This window comes from Actinomyces oris (genome assembly GCF_001929375.1).
Taxonomy (GTDB): domain Bacteria; phylum Actinomycetota; class Actinomycetes; order Actinomycetales; family Actinomycetaceae; genus Actinomyces; species Actinomyces oris_B.
In genome coordinates this window covers 1-21,162 of sequence record NZ_MSGO01000041.1, presented here as the reverse complement: position 1 = coordinate 21,162, position 21,162 = coordinate 1, and the positions used below count along the sequence as shown (strand labels likewise).

Genomic DNA, 21,162 nt, shown 5'->3' with positions numbered 1-21,162 from the left:
CTCGCTGGCTCACGCCTCGCCGTCCGCTTCAGTGTCTTCCTCATTGTCCTCCTCATCGACGACGCCCTCACGCGCATCGTGGCGCCGGTAGGGCGCCGGCAGGACCGACTCGGGCAGGGTGTTACGGGCCCAGGTGCGCGTGTAGGGGTGGGCCAGGACGGCCATGGAGGCCAGTCCGACACCGACCTCGACGAAGACGAGGATGACGGTGTAGAGGACCAGCGGGCCGACGGTGGTCATCCGGTCCGGGCCCACGGCCCCGGAGGCGGCCAGGCACAGCAGGCCCACGCCGCCGGACACGAGGAGGGCGGCCAGGCCTGCGGCGCTCAGGGCGTAGCGCACCCGCAGGGCGTTGAGCACCTCCCGACGCCGCCAGGCGGCCACCATGGCGCCGACCGTCACCACCAGGGGCAGCCACAGGCCCACGCTGCTCAGCGGCGTCGACGGCAGCATCCCCAGCAGCGGCAGGCGCGGGACGGGGCCGGCCACCACCCGGTCGGGAGCGAAGACGGTGCCCGTGCCCACGCTGAAACCGGCACCGATGAGCCAGGAGCAGGCCCAGATGACCATGGTCGGCACCCAGCCGGCCTGAAGCAGGATCAGGCCGCCCATCGCGACGAAGCCGTCCCTGGCCAGGGAGTCGTGCAGGACCGAGACCCGGCCGGCGCCGTTGAAGACGGCCACGACCACCACCAGCAGGCTCAGCAGGCTCAGGGCCCGCGCGGCCCCGTAGGCCAGTGACAGGGACGGTCCCAGCCAGTGGGGTCGGCGGTCCCACCAGTGGGTCAGGGGCGGCCAGTGGTGGCCGGCGCGCAGGAGCTGGATGGCGACGATGGCGCCCGTGAGCAGGGCGATGCCGACGACGGCGGGCCAGGTGTCCAGCCCGGCGGGGCCGGTGAGGCAGGCCAGGACCGCGACGACGGTCGCGGCGAGGACGATGGCCGCCCCGGCTGCCGGCCGGGAGGGGTGGGCTCGTCGCACACAGAACCAGGTCCACCCCGCCTGCACCAGGGTGAGCCCCAGCAGCGGCAGGCTGAGCACGCCGTCATCCTCGGAGGACAGAGACACCGTCCCCCCGAAGCCGAGGCTCCACAGGGCGGTCCCGGTGTGCAGGGCGTCGCCCGCGCTCAGGATGGCCGCGGCGTTGAGACCGGAGGCCGCCTTGGACACGGCGATCGTCGCCAGCACCACCACCAGCCAGACCAGGCCGACCGACTCGACCCCCACGCGCAGGGACCACAGGGCCCAGGACGCCAGGCCGGTGGCTCGCTGCCGCGCCAGGCTCAAGCGCTCACCTCACCGGCCAGGGCCCGGTAGAGCTCGCGAGCGATCTCAGCGGTCTGGCTGGGGGTGCGCCCCACCCGGACGCCGGCGGCCTCCAGCGCGATCCTCTTGGCCTCCGCGGTGCCCGAGGAGCCGGAGACGATGGCGCCGGCGTGCCCCATGGTGCGGCCCTCGGGGGCGGTGAAGCCGGCGACGTAGGCGACGACCGGCTTGGTCATGTGCTCGCGAATGTAGGTTGCGGCCCGCTCCTCGGCGTCGCCCCCGATCTCACCGATCATGACGACCAGGCGGGTGTCGGGGTCGGTCTCGAAGGCGGCCAGGGCGTCGATGTGGGTGGTGCCGACCACCGGGTCCCCGCCGATGCCGATGCAGGTGGTGAAGCCCAGATCGGACAGCTCGTGCATGAGCTGGTAGGTGAGGGTCCCGGACTTGGAGACCAGTCCCAGGGGGCCGGGGCCGGTGATGTCGGGCGGGGTGATGCCCACGTTGGAGCGGGCCGGGGAGATGATGCCGGGGCAGTTGGGGCCGATGATCTGCACGCCGTGGTCGGCCGCGTAGGCGCGCATCCAGGTGGCGTCGGCCACCGGGATGCCCTCGGTGATGACGACGAGGAGGCGCACTCCGGCGTCGACGGCCTCGACGACGGCGTCCTTGGCGAAGGCGGGTGGGACGAAGACGACGCTCACCTCGGCGCCGGTGGCCTGCCTGGCCTCGGCGACGGTGCCGTAGACGGGGACCTCGACGGTTCCGGCCTGGACCTCGCCGGCTCCGGGGCCGATGGGGGCGACGTCGAAGGTGACGGTGGTGCCTGCCTTGCGGGGGTTGACGCCGGCGACGACCTTCGTGCCGGCCGAGAGCATGCGGGTGGTGTGCTTGCGGCCCTCGGAGCCGGTCATGCCCTGGACGATGACGCGGTCGGTCTCAGTCAGGAAGATGCTCATGTCTCAGGCCTCCTTGCCAGCGGGCCGGCCGCTGATCTTCTCGGCGATGGCGGTGACGACGTCGGCGGCCCCGTCCATGGTGTCGACGACGGTGACGCCCTCGATGGCGGCGTCGGCCAGGATGGCGCGACCGGTGTCGGCGTTGTTGCCGTCCAGGCGCACGACGACGGGCTTGGGCAGCCCTCCCAGGGACTCGACGGCGGTCACGATGCCCCGGGCGACGGTGTCGCAGGAGGTGATGCCGCCGAAGACGTTGACGAGGATGGCGCGCACCTGGGGGTCGGAGGCGACGACCTCCAGGCCGGTGGCCATGAGCTCGGCCGATGACCCGCCTCCCAGGTCGAGGAAGTTGGCGGGCCTCATGCCGCCGTGGCGCTCGCCGGCACCGGCGACGACGTCGAGGGTGGACATGACCAGGCCGGCGCCGTTGCCCAGGACCCCGACCTGGCCCTCGAGGCGCACGTAGTTGAGGCCGGCCTCACGGGCGCGAGTCTCGAGGGGGTCGGTGGCGGCGTTGTCGACGAGATCGGCGTGGGCGGGGTGGCGGAAGCGGGAGTTGTCGTCGAGGGTGACCTTGCCGTCCAGGGCGATGATGCGGCCGTCAGCGGCCTTGACCAGGGGGTTGACCTCCACAAGGGTGGCGTCCTCGGCGGTGAAGACCTCCCAGAGGCGTTCGATGACGGCGGCGACCTCGTCGGCCAGGGGCCCGGCCTCGAAGCCCGCGGCCTCGACGATCCGGTGGGCGACGGCGGGGGTGATGCCCTCGAGCGGGTCGATGCCGACGCGGGCCAGGGCCTCGGGGCGCTCGGTCGCGAGGGTCTCGATGTCCATGCCGCCCTCGCGCGAGCACATCGCCAGGTACTGGCGCTCGGCGCGGTCCAGGAGGATGGAGAAGTAGTACTCGGCGTCGAGGTCGACGCCGTCGGAGATGAGGACGGCGCGCACCGTGTGGCCCTTGATATCCATGCCCAGGATGTCGCGGGCGCGGGCCTCGGCCTCGTCTGCGGTGCGGGCGAGCTTGACGCCGCCGGCCTTGCCGCGGCCGCCGGTCTTGACCTGGGCCTTGACGACCACCAGCTCGCTACCCGCCTCCAGGAGGGACTGCGCCGCGCTGCGCGCCTCCTCGGGGGTCGTGGCCACCGCGCCGTCGAGCACGGGGACGCCGTGCTGGCGGAACAGGTTCCTGGCCTGGTATTCGTACAGATCCATGCAGCTGATCCTCTCGGGGCATGTGGATGGCTTGCGGGCGCGGGCCAACGCCGGGCAGGCGCCAATGATGAGCCTAACGTCCCGTTGGCCGGTCAGGAGGGTGGACACGGGCGCGAGGCGACGGAGTCTCACGCAACGTGGTCGCCGCGTCTCGATGGGGCGTGCCGGGGCCTCCGCCGGCCACGAGCGCCGTCGAGGACGTACTTTCCCCACGAGGACTGCGTCTTCCTCCAGATGACTGAGGTCAGACCCCAGTCGTCTGGGGGAGATCGCAGTCCTCGTTCGGGATGTACGTCCTGGTTCCAGGGCCGTGCGCCGCGCACGGGAATTATCATGGGTTGACACGAGGGGCTCGAGAGAGGGGAGGCAGTCATGCCCTCACTGACCGTGACGAGCGTGCTGGTCGGCGCCATGGTGCTGCTCGGTCTCTGGAGCGGCAGGCGGTGGGGCCGACGACGCAAGCGCGCCCTCGACGCCGGGGCCCACAGCCTCCGCGCCCGCAGCGACCGGTAGCTCCTTAGCCCGTGGACCTACTGTCCCCCTGTTCCCAAAGCAGGGGGACACATCGCTCCCCTTCTCCTGGGGCTCACCGGGAACCGGCGAATGTGCGGATGCCGCGGCCAGGAAACGCTTCTGGGACCACAGGCGGATGACGTGGCGGCGCTCACCAGCAACAATATGGACTGATGCCCTCCCGGACGACGCCGGGAGCCAGGCCCACCGGCGATCCCAGGGAAGGACCCCACATGCCAACCGCCATGTCCTCAGACACCGTCCCCTCCCCCACCGGCTCGTCGGCCGGCCCGCTGCTCGGCCTGGACGGCGAGCCCCTGCGCATCGGGGTCCTCACCTCCGGCGGTGACGCCCAGGGCATGAACGCGGCCGTGCGGGCCGTGGTGCGCACCGCCATCCGCCTGGGGGCCAAGCCCTACGCGGTCATGGAGGGCTGGGCCGGGGCCGTGGCCGGGGGTGACGGCATCCGCCCCCTGGAGTGGGACTCGGTGGGTTCCATCCTCCAACGCGGCGGCACCATCATCGGCACCGCCCGCTCGGCCGAGTTCCGCGAGCGCGCCGGCCAGCTGGCGGCCGCCCGCAACCTCCTGGAGCACGGCATCGACCGGCTCGTGGTCATCGGCGGCGACGGATCCCTGACCGGCACCAACGAGTTCCGCAAGAACTGGCCCTCCCTGCTCGAGGAGCTCGTCGCAGCAGGTGACATCAGTGCGGAGACGGCGGCCGCCCACCCCGTTCTCATGGTGACCGGCCTGGTGGGCAGCATCGACAACGATCTGGTGGGCGCCGACATGACCATCGGCACCGACTCGGCCCTCCACCGCATCCTGGAGGCCATCGACGACATCTCCTCAACGGCCGCCTCCCACCAGCGCACCTTCGTCGTGGAGGTCATGGGCCGCCACTGTGGCTACCTGGCCCTCATGGCGGCCGTGGCCGGGGGCTGTGACTACGTCCTGGTCCCCGAGCTCCCCCCGGGCAAGGACTGGGAGGAGGACATGTGCTCCAAGCTCCAGGCGGGCCGGGAGGCCGGGCGCCGCGAGTCCATGGTGATCGTCGCCGAGGGCGCCACCGACCGTGAGGGCAACCGCATCACCGCCGACGACGTCCGCCAGGTCATCGCCGACAAGCTGGGTGAGGCCGCCCGCGTCACCATCCTGGGTCACGTCCAGCGCGGTGGCCGCCCCAGCGCCTACGACCGCTGGATGTCCACGCTGCTGGGCTGCGCCGCCGCCCGCGAGGTGGTGTCCATGGAGCCGGGCAGCGAGCCGGTCATCATCGCCGAGCGCCACAACCGCATCCGCCGTCTGCCGATGATGGAGCAGATCGCGGCCACCCGCGCCGTCAAGGACCTCGTGGCCGCCCACGACTACCTCGGGGCGATCCAGGCCCGCGGGGCCAGCTTCGGCAGGATGCTCGAGCTGTTCGAGACCATGTCCACGCCTCCCGCCGAGCCGGCCACCGACGCGGGCTCGACGCCGTCGTCCTCCGACCGCCCCAAGCGGGTCGCCATCATCCACGCCGGCGGCCTGGCCCCGGGGATGAACACGGCGGCGCGCGCGGCCGTGCGCCTGGGCATCGACCACGACTTCACGATGCTGGGTGTCTACGGCGGCTTCCCCGGCCTGCTCGACGGCGACGTCCGCGAGCTGACCTGGGCCGACGTCGAGGGCTGGGTCGGTGACGGCGGTGCCCAGCTGGGTACTCGCCGCGAGGTGCCCACCATTGAGCAGCTCTACGCCCTGGGCCGGGCCATCGAGCTCCATGAGATCGACGCCCTGCTGGTCATCGGCGGCTACAACGCCTACCTGAGCGCCTTCCGCCTGGTCACCGAGCGGGACCGCTACCCCGCCTTCCAGATCCCGATCGTGTGCGTGCCCGCCTCCATCGACAACAACCTGCCCGGCTCCGAGCTGAGCATCGGCACCGACACGGCCCTCAACAACGCGGTGGTGGCCCTGGACTCCATCAAGCTCTCCGCGGCGGCCTCCCACCGCTGCTTCGTCGCCGAGGTCATGGGCCGCAAGTGCGGCTACCTGTCCCTGATGTCGGGCCTGGCCACCGGCGCGGAGAAGGTCTACCTCAACGAGGAGGGCATCACGCTCAAGGGCCTGGCGGCGGACTCCGAGCGGATGGTGGAGTCCTTCCGCTCGGGCCGCAGCCTCTACCTGGTGATCCGCAACGAGCGGGCCAGCGTCAACTACACCACCGACGTCCTGGCCCACATCTTCGCCGAGGAGGGCAAGGGCCTCTACGACGTGCGCGAGGCGATCCTGGGCCACCAGCAGCAGGGCGGCAGCCCCACAGCCTTCGACCGGCTCATGGCGACCAAGCTCGTCTCCTACTCCCTGGAGCTGCTGGCCGGCGCCCTCAAGCGCGGCGAGCCGACGGCCTCCTACGTGGGCCTGCTGGGGGGCAAGGTCTCCGACCAGCCCCTGGACCGCATGAACGACGACCTCGACCGCGACAACCGTCGCCCCCGCCACCAGTGGTGGCTGGGCCTGCGCCCCGCCGTCGGCCTGGTCAGCCAAAACATCGGGACCCTGACGCTTCAGGACGTGCCCGACTTCGGTGAGGCGGTCGACGACGCGGCCAGCTGACCCACCGGCCCCGGAGCCTCGGGGCCGGGTATCGTGCCTGGCGTGCGCGCGCTGATACGACCCCGGTTCCTGGTGGCTGCCGCCGTGACGGGCGTGGCCGCGGGTCTCATCGGGATCGCGATGGCGCTGCTCCTGGAGCTCTTCGAGTCGCTGTTCTACGGCGTCGCCCACGGCGGGCTCCTGGAACGCCTGGCCGACGCCCCGCCCTGGCGGCGCGCACTCGCCCCGGCCATGGGCGGCCTTATCGCCGGCGGCATGTGGTGGTGGCTGCGCGCCACTGGCGGGGTGGCCGACGTGGAGGCCGCAGTGGCGGACCGCAGCGGTCAGGCGGCTTCCCGGATGGGGCTGGCGCGCCCCTTCCTCGACGCCGTCACCCAGGTCCTCACGGTCGGCGCGGGCAACTCGGTGGGCCGCGAGGGCGCCCCGCGGCTGGCCGCCGGCGCGGTGGCGGCCAGACTCGCCACCCGCCTGGGGATCGGCAGGAGTGAGGGCGCGATCCTCATCGCCTCCGCCGCCGGCGCGGGCCTGTCCGCCATGTACAACGCGCCGCTGGGAGGGGCGGCCTACGCCGTCGAGCTCGTCATGGTCTCCGGGATGCGACGGCGCGGGGCCCTCGTGGCGCTCCCCGTGTGCCTCATCGCCACGCTCGTCTCCTGGCTGCACTCCCGCGGGCGCCCCACCTTCGAGGTCACCTCACCGGGGATGTCGTCGGGGACCGCCCTCGGGCTGGTCATGCTCGTGCCCGTGGCCGCCGCGCTCGGCGTGGGGGCGAGGCGACTGTGGTCGTGGATGCTGGCGCACCGGGTGCGTGTCCTCCGGTGGCTGCCAGTGGCGATCGGAGCGGCGGGGCTGGTCACCGGGCTGGTGAGCCTGTGGGTCCCGGCCGTCGTCGGCAATGGGCGCGACGCCATGGAGATGGCTGTGGGTACTGACATTCCCGAGGCCTGGAGCGGCGCTACGGGTGCGGTCCTGGCCCTGCTGGTGGGCATCGTGGTCCTCAAGCCGGTCCTCACCGGTCTGACACTGGGAGCAGGCGCCACCGGCGGCCGGCTGGCCCCTTCCTTGGCCGCGGGCTCGAGCGCCGGGGCCGCCCTGGCGATCGCGCTCCACGCCTGTGGGGTGGAGGTCAGTGTCGCGGTACTGGCAATCGCCGGCGCGGGCGCGGTGCTCGCCACCACCCAGAGGGCCCCTGTCTTCGGGATCGTCTTCACCTGGGAGCTGGCCCGCGCCGGGGCCTGGACGCTGGTGGCCCTGTTCGCCGTCGTCGTGGCGGTCACGCTGCTGGCCTCCCCCGCCTGGCGGCGCACCGTGGCTTCACGGCTGCGGTAGCCGGACCCGCCTGCGACGTGTCAGGGTCATTGATTCTACCGAGTGAACATATACTCCTGAGCGGATTGCACCCGGCAGCCACGTCGCAATCGGAATCACTATGGATCGCCACCACGACGCCGCACCACCTCGTCACGCGCTACGGCCCTGCGCGGCCGACGCCCACGCCTTCGAGACCGGAGGACCCGCCGCCTCCGAAGGCGTCACCCTTGCCGCCGTCGCCCTACTGACCGGTGCCCCGGCGCTGGGCACGGCGTTGGCGTTCCTTCGGGGCCCGTGGATCCTCATGCTCGTTCTCCTTCACGTGGGCGGGCTCGTCCTGTGGTTCGGGATGGCTCGGCGCGGCTGGCGCAATCTGCTGACCGGTGGCGGCATACGTAGCAGAACCGTCCTGTTCGCCGCTGGCGCCCTGGGCGGAGTCGCCTTCGGCGGCCTGCACACCTGGATGGGGCCGACGGGCACCGGCCCGCTGTGGAAACTGGAGATCGGCGCCTCCACGGTGCTTCACGCCCTGGTCTTCGCCCTGACCGTCGGCGTCGCCTACAACGCGATCCCCGAGGAGATCACGCTCAGGCGCACCCTGTTCTCACCGGTGCACGAGCGCTTTGGGGCAACGGCCGCTGTGCTGATGACGACGGCGTCCTTCACCGCCCTGCACCTGCCGACCTGGCTGACCTCCGACACCAGTCCCAAGGGCTACGCCTGGCAGATTCTCCACAAGGTGCTCTTCGGGCTGCTCGCCGGCTGGTCGGCGGTGCGGCTGCGGTCGATATTCTTCGCCCTGGGCCTGCACGTCAGCGGTAACGCCCTGGGCCTGTTCATCGGCCAGCTTCAGAGCGAGAACCTGCCCGACTTCGAGCTCTCGTGGCTCAACGCGGCGATCCTGCTCACCGGCGCGGCCGTGGTGGCCGCCCTCATCCTCCTCCAGGGCCGACGAGGGAAGCAGCCCTCGGCGCTCAGTCCTTGATTGTGAGGATCTCGTTGACGTCGACGCGGTCAGGGGCGAAGGCCGCCAGTGCCGAGTCCGCGGGATGGCCCAGCGCGATCCCGACCGCTACGATCTCATCGGCTCCGATCCCCATGGCCTCGCGCACCTCGTCCGGGTACATGACCAGGGCGTAGGCGTTGATGGCGCCAAGGCCCTTGTCGGCGGCCGCCAGGACGAGCATGGCGGAGAAGGCCCCGAGGTCGTGGAAGGACCACGGAGTGGACTCGACCGGGATCGTCACGTACAGGACTGCCTGGGCGTTGAACAGCCGTCCTTGCGATGCTTGGAACTCCTGGACGCCTTCACCCAGCTGTGCACCGATCTGCTCGCCGAGCGCGGCCATGTTCTCCTGGGTGGTCGGAGACCACTCTGCACGAGGCTTCACCGGGAGGTCGGCGTTTCCCTTCCTGCCGGCAGCGACGTCCGCAGCATGGCGCTTCTTGATCCCGGCCAGCGTGGCCCCGGTGGCCGCATAAACCCGCCAGGGCTGGGAGTTCACCCACGACGGCGCCTGCTGGGCGGTGCGGACAATGTCGACCAGATCCTCCTGGGAGACGGGCTGGTCGGTGAAGTCTCGTACCGAGTGACGATTGGCGACGACCTGGCTGAACTCCATAGTGCTCCCCTACTTCCGAAATCCACGGGTTTGTCCACCCAGACCAACGACCGGCCGGCCAGCACTATTCCAGTTGGGACCGTCGGGCGGGCGCAGAGCGCCCCTCCTCAGGCCCAACGGCGCAGCAGGACCGAGTCCCATCCCGGTAGCGCCTCCGGCAGGCCCGCGTGGGTCGAGCCGGGCTGAACGTCCGGATCGGCGGCGCGCAGCACCTGCTCGGCCCCGCTCCACTCCCCTGGCTCCAGGTCCTCGGCCGCGAGGGCCGCCAGCAGGCCGCCCTGCCCGGTCAGGGGCAGGTCCTCGCGGGCGCACTGGGCGATGAGCAGCAGCTGCTCGATGCCGCCGCCCTGGGCCTCAGGGGCGCGCCACTGGCGCAGGATGACCCAGGCGGAGGGGTGGTCGGCCGCCAGGAGCCGGAAGGTCCCCAGGGAGAGGGCGTCGTCGTCGTGCCGCAGGGCGATGAGGTGGCGGTAGTGCTCGAAGACGCTGCCGGGAACTCCTACCTGGGCGGCGGCATTGACGGTGCCGTGGTCGGGGGCCAGGGCGATCCAGGGCTCGCCGGTGGTGAACCCGGCCTTCTCGCTGCTGTCCCAGTGGACGGGGGTGCGGGCGTTGTCCCGGGAGACGGGGGCGATGCCGGCCAGGACGGCGGCCGGGTCATCGCCGGCGCGCACGCGCTCGTGGAAGTGGTTGACGGACTCCAGGTCCCGGTAGTCCTCGATGCCACGGAAGACCGTGTTGGCCATGCCCAGCTCCTCGCCCTGGTAGACGTAGGGGGTGCCGCGGTGGGTGTGGAGGATCGAGGCGAGGGTCTTGGCCGAGCGGACGCGCCAGGCCGGGTCGTCGTCGCCGAAGCGGGAGACGGCGCGGGGCTGGTCGTGGTTGTCCCAGTAGGCGGAGTTCCAGCCCTTCTCCGCGCTCACGACGCCGGAGGAGTCCGTGACGGGGGCGAGGGCCGCCTGCCAGTCGGCGAGGTTCTTCTTGAGGGTGACGAGCTCGAGGGGCTGAGGGTCGAACTTGCCTCCGGGCCCGTCGGTGAGGCTCACGTGCTCGAACTGGAAGACCATGTCGAGCTCGCCTCGGGCGGGGTCGGTGTAGAGGGCGGCCTCACTCCTCGTGGCCCCGGGCATCTCCCCGACAGTGATGACGTGCCCGGGCCGGGGCGCGAGGACCTGCTGGTTCATCTCGCGCAGGAACTCGTGGATGCGCGGGCCGTTGGCCACCGCGGCGAAGGCGCTGCCGTAGAGGTCGCCCTCGCCCTGGGGCGCGTCAGTGAGCGGGTAGGTCTTGGAGATGAAGTTGATGACGTCCATGCGGAAGCCGTCGACTCCGCGCTCCAGCCACCAGGCCATCATCTCGTGGATGGCGCGGCGCACCTGCGGGTTCTCCCAGTTGAGGTCGGGCTGCTTGGGTGAGAAGAGGTGCAGGTAGAACTCCTGGCTCTCCTCATCCCAGGCCCAGGCCGACCCGGAGAAGGCCGATCCCCAGTTGGTGGGCTCGGTGCCCGGCTGCCCGGGGGCGAGCCCGTCGACCTGCCGGGCGGGCCGCCAGATGTACCAGTCGCGCTTGGGGTCGTCCTTCGAGGAGCGGCTGGCGGTGAACCAGGGGTGCTCATCGCTGGTGTGGTTGACGACGAGGTCCATGACCAGGCGCATGCCGCGGGCGTGGAGGCCGTCGATGAGGGCGTCGAGGTCGTCCAGGGTGCCGAAGAGCGGGTCGACGTCCTCGTAGTCGGAGATGTCGTAGCCGTTATCGTCCTGCGGGGAGCGGTAGACGGGGCTGAGCCACACGACGTCGACACCCAGCTCGTCGAGGTGGTCCAGGCGGCTGGTCAGGCCGGGGATGTCACCGATCCCGTCGCCGTCGGAGTCGGCGAAGGAGCGGGGGTAGACCTGGTAGACGACGGCGCGGCGCCACCAGTCCGGATCGTCGCCGACGTGGTGGGCGGACACAACGAGGGGTGCGGGAGAGGTCACGGGCGGCTTCCTTCCTACCGGCCAGGGGGATGCGAGAGTAACGGGGCGGGGCCGGGTGCGTGAGGGCCTGCCCCTGCTCCGCCACCGGGGCTGACGGGTTCTTGCGGGCCGGTACCGATTGTGTCAGAACCCGCCCGGGAGGAGGGCCGATTAAGATGAGTTCTCGCGCCTGCCCCAGGGCGCCGCCTCTCCACCGATCCCCGTGACGACCCCTGCTGTGAAAGGCCGACCGTTGGTTTCTCCTCTCCGCGATGCCCCTGATGCTCCGCGTCCGGCCGCTGCCCGCCCCGAGGCGGTCATCGCCGGGACCTCGTCGGAGGAGTCCCACTACCGGTTCACGGTGCTCACCTCTCGGCTCATCCGCATGGAGCACTCCCCCACGGGCGTCTTCACCGACGCCGCCACCCAGCTGGTCGTCAACCGCGACCTGGGTGAGACGCCGTCGTTCCGGGTGGTGCGCGGCCAGGACCGCCTGGAGATCATCACCGAGCACCTGCACCTGACCCATGTGCCCTCCCTGGGCTTCTCCCCCTCCGGGCTCAGCGTCAGGCTGCGCTCGACGGCGCTCCACGCCCACGGCGGCACCTGGCACCACGGCGACGTGTGGGACCCGGGCGAGACCTTCCCGACGAACCTGGGCGGCACCGCCCGCACCCTCGATGAGGCCGACGGCGCCGTCGCCCTCGGTCCGGGCCTGCTGAGTCTCAACGGCATCACCGCCCTGGACGACTCGGCCTCGCTGCTGCTCACCCAGGACGAGTGGGTCCAGCCCCGTGAGCCCGGCAACCGCCTGGCCGACGGGGCGCAGGACCTCTACGTCTTCGGCTACGGCCAGGACTACCAGGAGGCACTGCGGGACTTCTTCCGCCTCACCGGGCCGAGCCCCCTCATCCCGCGGGCGCTGCTGGGCAACTGGTGGAGCCGCTACCACCCCTACAGCGACCAGGAGTACCTGGCGCTCATGGACCGCTTCGCCGCCGAGGAGCTGCCCTTCTCCGTGGCCGTCATCGACATGGACTGGCACGTCACCGACATCGACCCGGCGATCGGCACGGGATGGACCGGCTACACCTGGAACCGGGAGCTGTTCCCCGACCCGGCGGCCTTCCTGGCCGGCCTGCACGAGCGGGGCATGCTCACCACGCTCAACGTGCACCCGGCCCAGGGGGTGCGGCGCCACGAGGAGGCCTATGAGGAGGTCTGCGCCGACCTGGGCCTGGATGCGAGCACCGGGGAGGACGTGCCCTTCAACATCGCCGACCGGGACTTCGTGGGCTCCTACCTCTCGCGCCTCCACCATCCCCTGGAGGACGAGGGCGTGGACTTCTGGTGGCTGGACTGGCAGCAGGGAGGCTCCACGACGGTTCCCGGCCTGGACCCGCTGTGGATGCTCAACCACGTCCACTACCTCGACTCGGGCCGCGAGCGCCCGGCGGCCAGCGGTGGCGTGGAGCGGCGCCGCCCGGTGACCTTCTCGCGCTTCGCCGACGCCTCGAGCCACCGCACCCCGGTGGGCTTCTCCGGGGACACGATCATCAGCTGGGACTCCCTGCGCTTCCAGCCGCGGTTCACGGCCACGGCCGCCAACATCGGCTACTTCTGGTGGTCCAACGACATCGGCGGGCACATGATGGGCGGCAGCGACGACGCGATGGCGGCCCGCTGGTTCCAGCTGGGCTGCTTCTCCCCCATCAACCGCCTGCACTCGTCGAACTCAGCCTTCACCTCCAAGGAGCCGTGGCGCTACTCGCGGGACGCGCGCGCCACGATGGAGGCGCACCTGCGGCTGCGTCACCGGCTGGTGCCCTACCTGTACACGTGGGCGCGCCGCTCGGTGAGTGAGGGTGTCGGGCCGGTGCGCCCGGTCTACCACGACCACCCGCGCGAGCTGGCCGCCTACGAGCACCGGGGCAGCTTCTACTTCGGGGATCTGCTGGTGGTGCCCTTCACCTGCCGGCTCGATGAGACCACCGGCCTGGGGCGGGAGCTGACCTGGCTGCCCGACGGCGTCTGGTACGACCTGCCCACGGCTCGCCGCTATGAGGCCACCACCGGCGGGCGCGGTCGCATGCTGAGCCTGTCGCGCCCCCTGGACCGGATCGGGGCGCTGGCCCGGGCCGGCTCCGTGATCCCCCTGGCCGGGAACCTGAGGGAGGCGGCCGGAGACAATCCGCGCGAGCTGGAGATCGTCGTCGTGCCCGGGGACTCGGGGAGCTTCACCCTGGAGGAGGACGACGGCTCGGCCCAGCCCGGGGACGACCGCATCGCCCGCACCCACATGGCGCTGACCTGGCCGGAGGCCGAGGACGAGGACGGCGCCGACGTGGTGCTGCGCATCCGCCTGGAGGGGGCGGCCGAGGTCGTGCCGGCCTCGCGACTGGTGACGGTGCGGCTTCTGGCCGGCCAGGTGGCCGGCGCCTGGCTGGGGGTGGGTGAGCGGGCGCGCCGGCTGGCCACCGAGGAGGTCAGTGGTGACGGCTTCACCCTGGGGGCCGGGACGCTGGTGCACCTGGAGGAGCTGAGCCGCCAGAAGCTCATCGACGGCGTCCAGCTGGTCCTTCGCGGCACGAAGCACTCCCCGGCCGACTGGCGCAAAGAGGTCCACGCGGTCCTGGACGGGGCGCGAGTGGAGTACATGGCCAAGGACCTGGCCTGGGACGCGGTGCAGCGGGGCCTGAGCGGAACCGCCCTGCTGGGTGAGCTCGAGGCCCTGGGCCTGCCGGAGACGCTGCGGGCGGCCGTGGCCGAGGTACTCCACCACTCCTGAACAGGCTCCGAGCACCGACTCCGGCGGGTCGGCTCGAACGGACCGACGGGCGTGTCGGGCCGCCGCTAGGCTGCTGGGTATGAGTGAGAGTCCCACCCCGCGCTTCCCGGAGGCCGAGCCCTACTTCGTGGGCGATAAGCGCACCAACCGCGAGCGCATGCTCGCCGGTGACTGGTACGTCTCCGACGACCCGGACAACGCCAGGATCGCCGCCCACGCCCGCAAGATGCTCCACCGCTTCGAGCGGGCCTTCGCCGAGGGCGAGGAGGACTGCTGGGACCTGCTGCGCTCAGCGATCCCGGGGCTGGGTGACCAGGTACGCCTGCTGCCGCCGGTGCGCGTGGACTACGGGGACAACATCACCGTGGGTGAGGGGACCTTCGCCAACTACGGGCTCGTGGCGCTCGACGTCGCCCGGATCAGTATCGGCGTGCACTGCCAGCTCGGCCCGAACGTCCAGCTGCTCACGCCGATACACCCCCTGGAGCCGACGCCGCGCGCCTGCTCCCTGGAGGCGGCCGACCCCATCACGATCGGGGACAACGTGTGGCTGGGCGGCGGGGTCATCGTCTGCCCCGGCGTGACCATCGGGGACAACTGCGTCATCGGCGCGGGCTCGGTGGTCACCAGGGACGTTCCCGCCAGCAGCCTGGCAGTGGGCAACCCGGCCCGGGTCCTGCGTCAGCTCGATGACTCCACCTTCGGCCCGCGCCATCAGCACCCGCCTCAGGAGACGCCGCAATGAACCCTGAAGCCTTCTCCGACCTGGCCGCCTCCCGGCACTCCGTGCGGGACTTCCGGCCCGATCCCGTACCGTCTGAGGTCATCGAGGAGATCCTGGAGGATGCCCGCCAGGCGCCGAGCTGGTCGAATACGCGCCCCTTCATGGTGGCGCTGGCCACCGGTGAGCAGGCGGACCGCCTGCGCGCGGCCTACGTCAAGGAGTTCGATGCCACTCTCCCCGTCCAGCACAAGGAGCGCGGGGCGATGGCCCGCCTGGCTCTGAGCGGCAAGACTCCCGACGGCGACTACCGGACCTGGGCGCCCTACCCCGCGGACCTGCTGCCCCACTCCCAGGCGGTCGGCGGCCGGCTGTACGCGCACATGGGTATCGCCCGCAAGGACCGCGATGCCCGTGATGCGGCCGCCCGCCGCAACTGTGAGGCCTTCGGCGCCCCGGTCATCGGTTTCGTCCTGGTCCACAAGGGTCTCATGCCCTTCGCCGCGCTCGACGCCGGGATCATGCTGCAGACCCTGTTCCTGTCCGCCAAGGCCCACGGCGTCGACTCCTGCCCCCTGGGGGTCCTGGCCACCTGGCGCCGCCCCTTCGACGCCGAGTTCGAGGCGCCGTCGGACTACCGCCTCATCACGGGCTTCGCCCTGGGCTACGCCTCCGAGGCCCCCGTCAACGACTTCCGGGCCGAGCGGCGCCCCGTGCGTCTGGTGCCCGCCCGTTCCTGACTCGGCCCTGACCGGGGTGAGCGCTCACCCGGCACTGCGCTCATCGCCGACGGCTTCCCCCAGTACGGGGCGGCGCCAGCAGGGCGGTACGACGAGCCCGCGCCGGCGGACCGCCAGCAGCATGACCAGCCCGGCTGCCGTGCACAGCACGACCGCGACGACGGAGGCCTCGATCCCCATGGCTCCGCCGGTGAGCAGGTCGGGGCCGGTGAAGCGGGCCTCGATGAGTCCGCGTCCCGACCCGGTGCCGGAGATGTCGGAGCCGAAGATGCCTCCCTGGACGAAGTTCCAGGCGGCGTGCACCCCGATCGCCAGCCACAGGCGCCGGGTGAGCAGGTAGCAGGCGCCCAGCAGGATCCCCGCCTCCAGTGCGATCGCGACCGCGCCGAAGATGGTGGCTTGAGGGTTGCCGAGGTGGGCGGCGCCGAAGAACACGGCGGTGACGGCCAACGCCCACCAGGTCCCCACCCACCCCTCGATGAGGCGCAGCATGACGCCTCTGACGAGGATCTCCTCGGTGAATCCGGCGAGGATTCCGGCTTGGAGGCCGGCGAGGATCCCCGTGCTCCAGCCGACATCCACCACGTGGTAGGAACCGAGCAGGGCCAGTACCGCGATGACGGCGCACATGAGCAGCGCACCCATGGCCAGGCCGACCAGGAGCTCGCGCAGTGCCGCCCCGCGCCCGCCCAGCTCGATGACGGGCCGGCTACCGACGAAGCGCACCACCAGCCAGTACCCGAGCAGGGCCAGGGGCACGGCACTGATCGCGATGATGAACGCGGCACCCGGCCGGGCTGCCGCCCCTCCCCCGGCACCGAGTCGCACGAGTCCAGCCGCCACCGCCACCAGCCCGACGATCATCTGAGCGCCGACGACGACCAGGACCCCCAGAAGAAGCTGGAGCCAGCCGAGGCGCTCCGCCTTTCGCGCAGGGATGCGCCACTGGGGACTGACCGGGACGAGCCGGTCCAGAAGGCGAGAGGCCCGAGGCGCTACCGATGACGCCGAAGAGGAGGCCGGGGTGTTCATGACCCCAGTGTTCCCCGTCTGCCGGTCACCGCACCTCCCCCGCCAGGAGGAACCGGCGCCCACTGCCTTCAGCACGGTGTCCGATACCGCGGGAGGTTGATGGGGGATGGCTCCGTCAGATTTTGGCGACGGGGGCGTAGCGCAGGATGAGGCGCTTGGTGGTGGGGGCGCCGTCGATGACGAACTCGACGCGGGCGGTCAGGGACCGCCCCTTGCCCTCCAGGCCGACGACGGTGCCCACCCCGTAGGAGTCGTGGCGCACCTGGTCGCCGGTTCTCAGCCCGGCGACGGCTGCGGGCAGGTCCTGTGAGCCTGCGCCGCCGGCCGGTGAGGAGTCGTTCTGCTTGCCGCGGGCCTCGAGGCGGGCGGAGGCGCGCTTGGCGGCCCGGTCCTGGGCGGTCTCCACGCGCCCCAGCTTGCCCGAGCGCCTGGTGCCTGCGCCCACGGGCGGGGCGAAGTCATCGTCGTCGGAGTAGGGGCTCTGCCGGGAGGAGCCCGAGCGCCGTCCGCCCGAGCCGAAGCCGCCCTCGCCCCAGCTGCTGCCCCAGCCGGTGCCGCCGCCACGCAGCGCCTCCATGGAGGAGGCCAGGCGCTTCCAGTCGATGGTCTCGTCCGGCACGTCGTCGAGGAAGCGGGAGGCGGGCATGGCGTTGGCGGCTCCCCAGGCCGAGCGCACGGCGGCGCGAGTGAGGTAGAGGCGCTCGCGGGCGCGGGTGAGGGCCACGTAGGCCAGGCGCCGTTCCTCGGCGAGCTCGGTCTCCTCGGTCAGGGAGCGGGCGTGGGGGAAGGTGCCGTCCTCCATGCCGGTGACGAAGACGACCGGGAACTCCAGGCCCTTGGCGGTGTGGACGGTCATGAGGGTGATCTGGCCCTGCTCCTCGGCCTGCCGGGCGTCCTCGTCCTCCAGGTCGGCGCTGGGCGGGAGCTGGTCGGAGTCGGCCACGAGTGAGACTCGTTCGAGGAAGTCGGCCAGGGTACCGTCGGGGTTGGCGGCCTGGAAGTCGCTGGCCACGGAGTGGAGCTCGGCGAGGTTCTCCACGCGGGTGGCGTCCTGGGGGTCGTCGCTGGCGCGCAGCTCGGCGAGGTAGCCGGAGGCGTCCAGGGCGGAGTCGAGGACGTCGGCGACGCCGTCGCCGGCGGTGACCATGTGGCGCAGGGTGGTGAGCAGCTCGTGGAAGCCGCGCACCTGGTTGCGGGCCCGGGTGGTCAGGCCCTCGACCTCGGGCGGCTCGCCGGCCCCGGTGGTGGAGGGGGCCTGCCCGCCGGTCTCCTCGGTCTCGCCTGTCTGAGCCTCGCGGGAGGCTCCGGCGGCGTCAGCGACGGCCTGCCCGAAGGAGACGGCGTAGCGGGCCGCGTGCTCGGCCAGGGCCCCCTCGGCCTTGTCCCCCAGGCCGCGCTTGGGGACGTTGAGGATGCGGCGCAGGTTGACGTCGTCGTCGGGGTTGTCGACGGCGCGCAGGTAGGCGATGGCGTCCTTGATCTCGCGGCGGTCGTAGAAGCGGGTGCCGCCGATGACCTTGTAGGGCTGGCCGGCGCGCATGAAGGCCTCTTCGAGGGCGCGGGACTGAGCGTTGGTGCGGTAGAAGACGGCGACGTCGCGGGGGCGCACGCCGTGCTCGTCGGCCAGGCGGTCGACCTCCTGGCTGATCCAACGGGCCTCGTCGTGCTCAGAGTCGGCGACGTAACCGGTGATGGGGGCGCCGTCGCCGGCGGCGGTCCACAGGTTCTTCTCGCGCCGGCCGCTGTTGCGGGAGATGACGGCGTTGGCGGCCGAGAGGATGTTCTGGGTAGAGCGGTAGTTCTGCTCCAGCAGGATGGTGCGCGCCGAGGGGTAGTCCTCCTCGAACTCCTCGATGTTGCGGATGGTGGCGCCGCGGAAGGCGTAGATGGACTGGTCGGAGTCACCGACGACGGTGAGCTCCCCCGGGGGCAGGGCCGAGCCTGCCCCGGAGGTGCCGGGGCCGCCGACGAGCTCGCGCACGAGGACGTACTGGGCGTGGTTGGTGTCCTGGTACTCGTCGACCAGGATGTGGCGGAAGCGGCGCCGGTACATCTCGGCCACGGCCGGGCGGGTCTGGAGCAGGGCGACGGTGCGCATGATGATGTCGTCGAAGTCCAGGGCGTTGGCGGCGCTCAGGCGCTGGGCGTAGGCGCGGTAGACCTCGGCCAGGTGGCGTTCGAGAGGGTTGGAGGTGACGGCGCGCTCGGCGAACTGGGCCGGGGTGATGAGCTCGTTCTTGAGGTCGGAGATGCGGTGGGCGAAGGTCTTGGGGGTGAAGCGCTTGGGGTCGATGCCCAGCTCGCGCACGATGAGGGTGATGAGGCGGGTGGAGTCGGCCGCGTCGTAGATGGAGAAGGTGGAGCGCAGGCCGGCGGCCTCGTGCTCGCGACGCAGGATGCGCACGCAGGCGGAGTGGAAGGTGGAGACCCACATGCGCTCGCCGGCGGGCCCGACCAGGGCGGTGACGCGCTCGCGCATCTCGGCGGCGGCCTTGTTGGTGAAGGTGATGGCCAGGATCTCGCCGGGGCGGGCGCGGCCGGTGGCGATGAGGTGGGCGATGCGGTGGGTCAGGACCCGGGTCTTGCCCGAGCCCGCACCGGCGATGATGAGCAGGGGGGCGCCTGCGTGGGTGACGGCGGCCTCCTGGGCGGGGTTGAGGCCAGTGAGCAGCTCGGCCGGGTCTGAGACCGTCACGCCCCAGGACCGGCCGGAGGGCCGGCCCGAGGGCGCGGTGCCGTCGGCCCGGGCGCGGGCCGCGGCGGCATTGGCCTGGGCGCGGGCGACCAGAGCGGAGACCTCGTCCTGGCGCTCCTCCCAGGTGGGGGCTGCGGCGGACTCGTCCTCGGGCGGCGGGGCGTCCTCAGGGCCCCAGTCCTCCTCAGGCGCCTCGACGTCGGCCCAGGAGTCGTCGTCGAAGGAGCCTGCGGCGGGGATGAGGGCGGGCAGCGCGGCCTCAGGCGGCGGGGTGGGCGCGCCGCCGGAGCCGGGCATGGGCAGGGCGCCGAAGAGGGAGTTCATCGCGTTCATCGTGAGGCCAAGCCTAGGCCAGGCCACCGACACGTTCGGCACCTCAGCGACGACACTCCTTGACCAAGCAGCCAACATTCACCCACCGAACGCGACAAACCCACGCCACTGCCATCGAGACTCACCCTTTACCGAAAGCAACCCGAACATTCAATGAAAACCAATAATTTTAATCGCACCTAGACATCTTCTGTGCTAGCAGTGGAAGACCACACAAATCATCAATAGACCTCAACCTCGCAAGAAGTTTACGAACACCAAATGGACAACATATCGACCCAGCGAAAACTAATTTGACAGCCTCAACGCTCTGCCAATTTCTTTAACCTCCGAGCGGCCAGCATTCTTGAGCTCATTAATCGCAACAACGGTCACCCCAGCCATGACGGCAACCACAGAGAAAACGAACCAAAAATAACTCACTTCACGAAGTGCAACCAAAATAGCAGAAGAATATAAGATAGGGAGAACGAACTTCGTCGTATATGCATACACTACAGCCGCCAGCCTAGAAATCGACGCCCGCCTGTAGTCTAAAATCCTCTCCCCGACCGTAACACCCAGAATCACCCTTTCACCTCCTCTTTTCTCACGATACACGATCCCATCAGGCGCTACTTCAGCGAGGATACGCTCATAAACCTCACAGACATAAGAATGTCCTGCGTTCACCCCAATGAGGACAGAATGATAGGACAACATACCCCATGGCAGAATTGATAACAGGGCCAACCATATTGGCGACACTTCCTTGAGGTCGCTAACAAACGCAACAACAAACCCCATGGTCCCGACAATCAAACCCAACATACTAGTTGAAGTCCCATACATGGCAGAACATTCCGCGCGTTGCACCGCATACCCAGCCAACAACACATCAAGTTGCGGCGATTTTGATAGCGCGCATTGCCCATCACCAGCAGTCCGACTCAAATCCACCTCAAGACCTCCAAGTGCCATTAAAAACCAGCAACTACATCTCACTCAAACAACACAACACACGCATTGTTACCCCCAAAGAACTACCACCTCCAGCTCAAACACGCATACCTCAAAGTCTTCCGCCACCCATACTAACCTCAACACAGGGAGTCACACCACCTAGACGCCCGTCAATACTACACCGAATGAACTATAAACTAATTGGAGTGACACACCTGAAACGTCACGGAGACCCTCTTCCTAAAGCGACCCCCTTGAGATATCCTGCATACAACAGATGATTAGAGTCCATCACTAACACTGGCTGCATTGCGTAATGCAAGTGGTCGATCACTAAAAAGGCTCTTCGTGTTTGAGGGTGTGGTAGGTGGAGCCTATTGAAGTTCATAGGTGGGGTGGGTGCGTCGTTGCTTGGGTGGGGGTCGAGGTCCCTCGATGATGGGAGCTGCTACACACGCCACCTGAGAGACCTCGAC

Annotated in this window: 15 protein-coding genes; 7 read left to right on the top strand and 8 right to left on the bottom strand. The window is 70.4% G+C overall.

Annotation, left to right across the window (positions count from 1 at the left end; translation table 11 throughout):
* Positions 1–9 precede the first annotated feature (9 nt).
* Genes BKH32_RS10110 through sucC form a run of 3 tightly spaced genes read right to left on the bottom strand, consistent with a single transcriptional unit; the run spans position 10 to position 3,434 of the window.
* Positions 10–1,287, bottom strand: a complete 1,278-nt coding sequence (locus tag BKH32_RS10110) for a cell division protein PerM (RefSeq protein ID WP_075249920.1) — start codon at positions 1,285–1,287, stop codon at positions 10–12.
* Positions 1,284–2,225, bottom strand: a complete 942-nt coding sequence (gene sucD / locus BKH32_RS10105; protein ID WP_075249919.1) for a succinate--CoA ligase subunit alpha — start codon at positions 2,223–2,225, stop codon at positions 1,284–1,286. The genes BKH32_RS10110 and sucD overlap by 4 nt, the downstream gene beginning before the upstream one ends.
* Before the next feature lie 3 nt (positions 2,226–2,228).
* A complete protein-coding gene (sucC, locus tag BKH32_RS10100) occupies positions 2,229–3,434 on the bottom strand; it encodes an ADP-forming succinate--CoA ligase subunit beta (protein WP_075249918.1) in 1,206 nt (401 codons plus the stop codon).
* A 372-nt stretch (positions 3,435–3,806) separates the two neighbouring features.
* Between sucC and BKH32_RS13950 the strand changes: the two genes are divergently transcribed.
* From BKH32_RS13950 to BKH32_RS10085, 4 genes are all read left to right on the top strand, one after another.
* On the top strand, positions 3,807–3,947 hold the full coding sequence (locus BKH32_RS13950) for a hypothetical protein (RefSeq protein WP_178384616.1): 141 nt from the start codon (positions 3,807–3,809) through the stop codon (positions 3,945–3,947).
* Between the two features lie 233 nt (positions 3,948–4,180).
* Positions 4,181–6,547, top strand: a complete 2,367-nt coding sequence (locus BKH32_RS10095; protein ID WP_178384614.1) for a 6-phosphofructokinase — start codon at positions 4,181–4,183, stop codon at positions 6,545–6,547.
* 42 nt (positions 6,548–6,589) lie between these two features.
* Positions 6,590–7,876: a chloride channel protein gene (locus BKH32_RS10090; protein WP_075249917.1), complete on the top strand. Its 1,287-nt coding sequence runs from the start codon at positions 6,590–6,592 to the stop codon at positions 7,874–7,876.
* A 100-nt stretch (positions 7,877–7,976) separates the two neighbouring features.
* Positions 7,977–8,843, top strand: coding sequence for a CPBP family intramembrane glutamic endopeptidase (locus BKH32_RS10085; RefSeq protein ID WP_075249916.1), 867 nt, complete (start codon positions 7,977–7,979; stop codon positions 8,841–8,843).
* On the opposite strand, the gene BKH32_RS10080 is transcribed toward BKH32_RS10085, so the two are convergent.
* On the bottom strand, positions 8,833–9,480 hold the full coding sequence (locus BKH32_RS10080) for a nitroreductase (RefSeq protein ID WP_075249915.1): 648 nt from the start codon (positions 9,478–9,480) through the stop codon (positions 8,833–8,835). The two genes, BKH32_RS10085 and BKH32_RS10080, sit on opposite strands and share 11 nt — an antisense overlap.
* Before the next feature lie 107 nt (positions 9,481–9,587).
* Positions 9,588–11,456, bottom strand: coding sequence for an alpha-glucosidase (locus BKH32_RS10075; RefSeq protein WP_075249914.1), 1,869 nt, complete (start codon positions 11,454–11,456; stop codon positions 9,588–9,590).
* A 232-nt stretch (positions 11,457–11,688) separates the two neighbouring features.
* On the opposite strand from BKH32_RS10075, the gene BKH32_RS10070 reads away from it, so the two are divergent.
* The 3 genes from BKH32_RS10070 (at position 11,689) to BKH32_RS10060 (ending at position 15,684) form a co-directional block, all read left to right on the top strand.
* A complete protein-coding gene (locus BKH32_RS10070) occupies positions 11,689–14,223 on the top strand; it encodes a TIM-barrel domain-containing protein (protein ID WP_075249913.1) in 2,535 nt (844 codons plus the stop codon).
* Between the two features lie 79 nt (positions 14,224–14,302).
* The gene (locus BKH32_RS10065; RefSeq protein ID WP_075249912.1) at positions 14,303–14,968 is read left to right on the top strand and encodes a sugar O-acetyltransferase; all 666 of its coding nucleotides are present in this window, start codon (positions 14,303–14,305) and stop codon (positions 14,966–14,968) included.
* Positions 14,965–15,684: a nitroreductase gene (locus BKH32_RS10060; RefSeq protein WP_075249911.1), complete on the top strand. Its 720-nt coding sequence runs from the start codon at positions 14,965–14,967 to the stop codon at positions 15,682–15,684. The genes BKH32_RS10065 and BKH32_RS10060 overlap by 4 nt, the downstream gene beginning before the upstream one ends.
* Positions 15,685–15,708: 24 nt before the next feature.
* Here the strand turns inward: BKH32_RS10060 and BKH32_RS10055 are convergent, their stop codons facing one another.
* From BKH32_RS10055 to BKH32_RS13645, 3 genes are all read right to left on the bottom strand, one after another.
* Positions 15,709–16,716 (bottom strand): CPBP family intramembrane glutamic endopeptidase, encoded by a 1,008-nt coding sequence (locus BKH32_RS10055; protein WP_075249910.1) that lies wholly within the window; start codon positions 16,714–16,716, stop codon positions 15,709–15,711.
* Positions 16,717–16,831: 115 nt separating this feature from the next.
* On the bottom strand, positions 16,832–19,744 hold the full coding sequence (locus BKH32_RS10050; RefSeq protein ID WP_075249909.1) for a UvrD-helicase domain-containing protein: 2,913 nt from the start codon (positions 19,742–19,744) through the stop codon (positions 16,832–16,834).
* A gap of 288 nt (positions 19,745–20,032) precedes the next feature.
* Positions 20,033–20,683, bottom strand: coding sequence for a hypothetical protein (locus tag BKH32_RS13645; protein ID WP_178384612.1), 651 nt, complete (start codon positions 20,681–20,683; stop codon positions 20,033–20,035).
* Positions 20,684–21,162 lie beyond the last annotated feature (479 nt).

Coding starts and splice junctions, on each gene's coding strand:
- sucD (WP_075249919.1), bottom strand. CDS start 2,225: ATGAGCATCTTCCTGACTGAGACCGACCGCGTCATCGTCCAGGGCATG.
- sucC (WP_075249918.1), bottom strand. CDS start 3,434: ATGGATCTGTACGAATACCAGGCCAGGAACCTGTTCCGCCAGCACGGC.
- BKH32_RS13950 (WP_178384616.1), top strand. CDS start 3,807: ATGCCCTCACTGACCGTGACGAGCGTGCTGGTCGGCGCCATGGTGCTG.
- BKH32_RS10095 (WP_178384614.1), top strand. CDS start 4,181: ATGCCAACCGCCATGTCCTCAGACACCGTCCCCTCCCCCACCGGCTCG.
- BKH32_RS10085 (WP_075249916.1), top strand. CDS start 7,977: ATGGATCGCCACCACGACGCCGCACCACCTCGTCACGCGCTACGGCCC.
- BKH32_RS10080 (WP_075249915.1), bottom strand. CDS start 9,480: ATGGAGTTCAGCCAGGTCGTCGCCAATCGTCACTCGGTACGAGACTTC.
- BKH32_RS10065 (WP_075249912.1), top strand. CDS start 14,303: ATGAGTGAGAGTCCCACCCCGCGCTTCCCGGAGGCCGAGCCCTACTTC.
- BKH32_RS10060 (WP_075249911.1), top strand. CDS start 14,965: ATGAACCCTGAAGCCTTCTCCGACCTGGCCGCCTCCCGGCACTCCGTG.
- BKH32_RS10055 (WP_075249910.1), bottom strand. CDS start 16,716: ATGAACACCCCGGCCTCCTCTTCGGCGTCATCGGTAGCGCCTCGGGCC.
- BKH32_RS10050 (WP_075249909.1), bottom strand. CDS start 19,744: ATGAACGCGATGAACTCCCTCTTCGGCGCCCTGCCCATGCCCGGCTCC.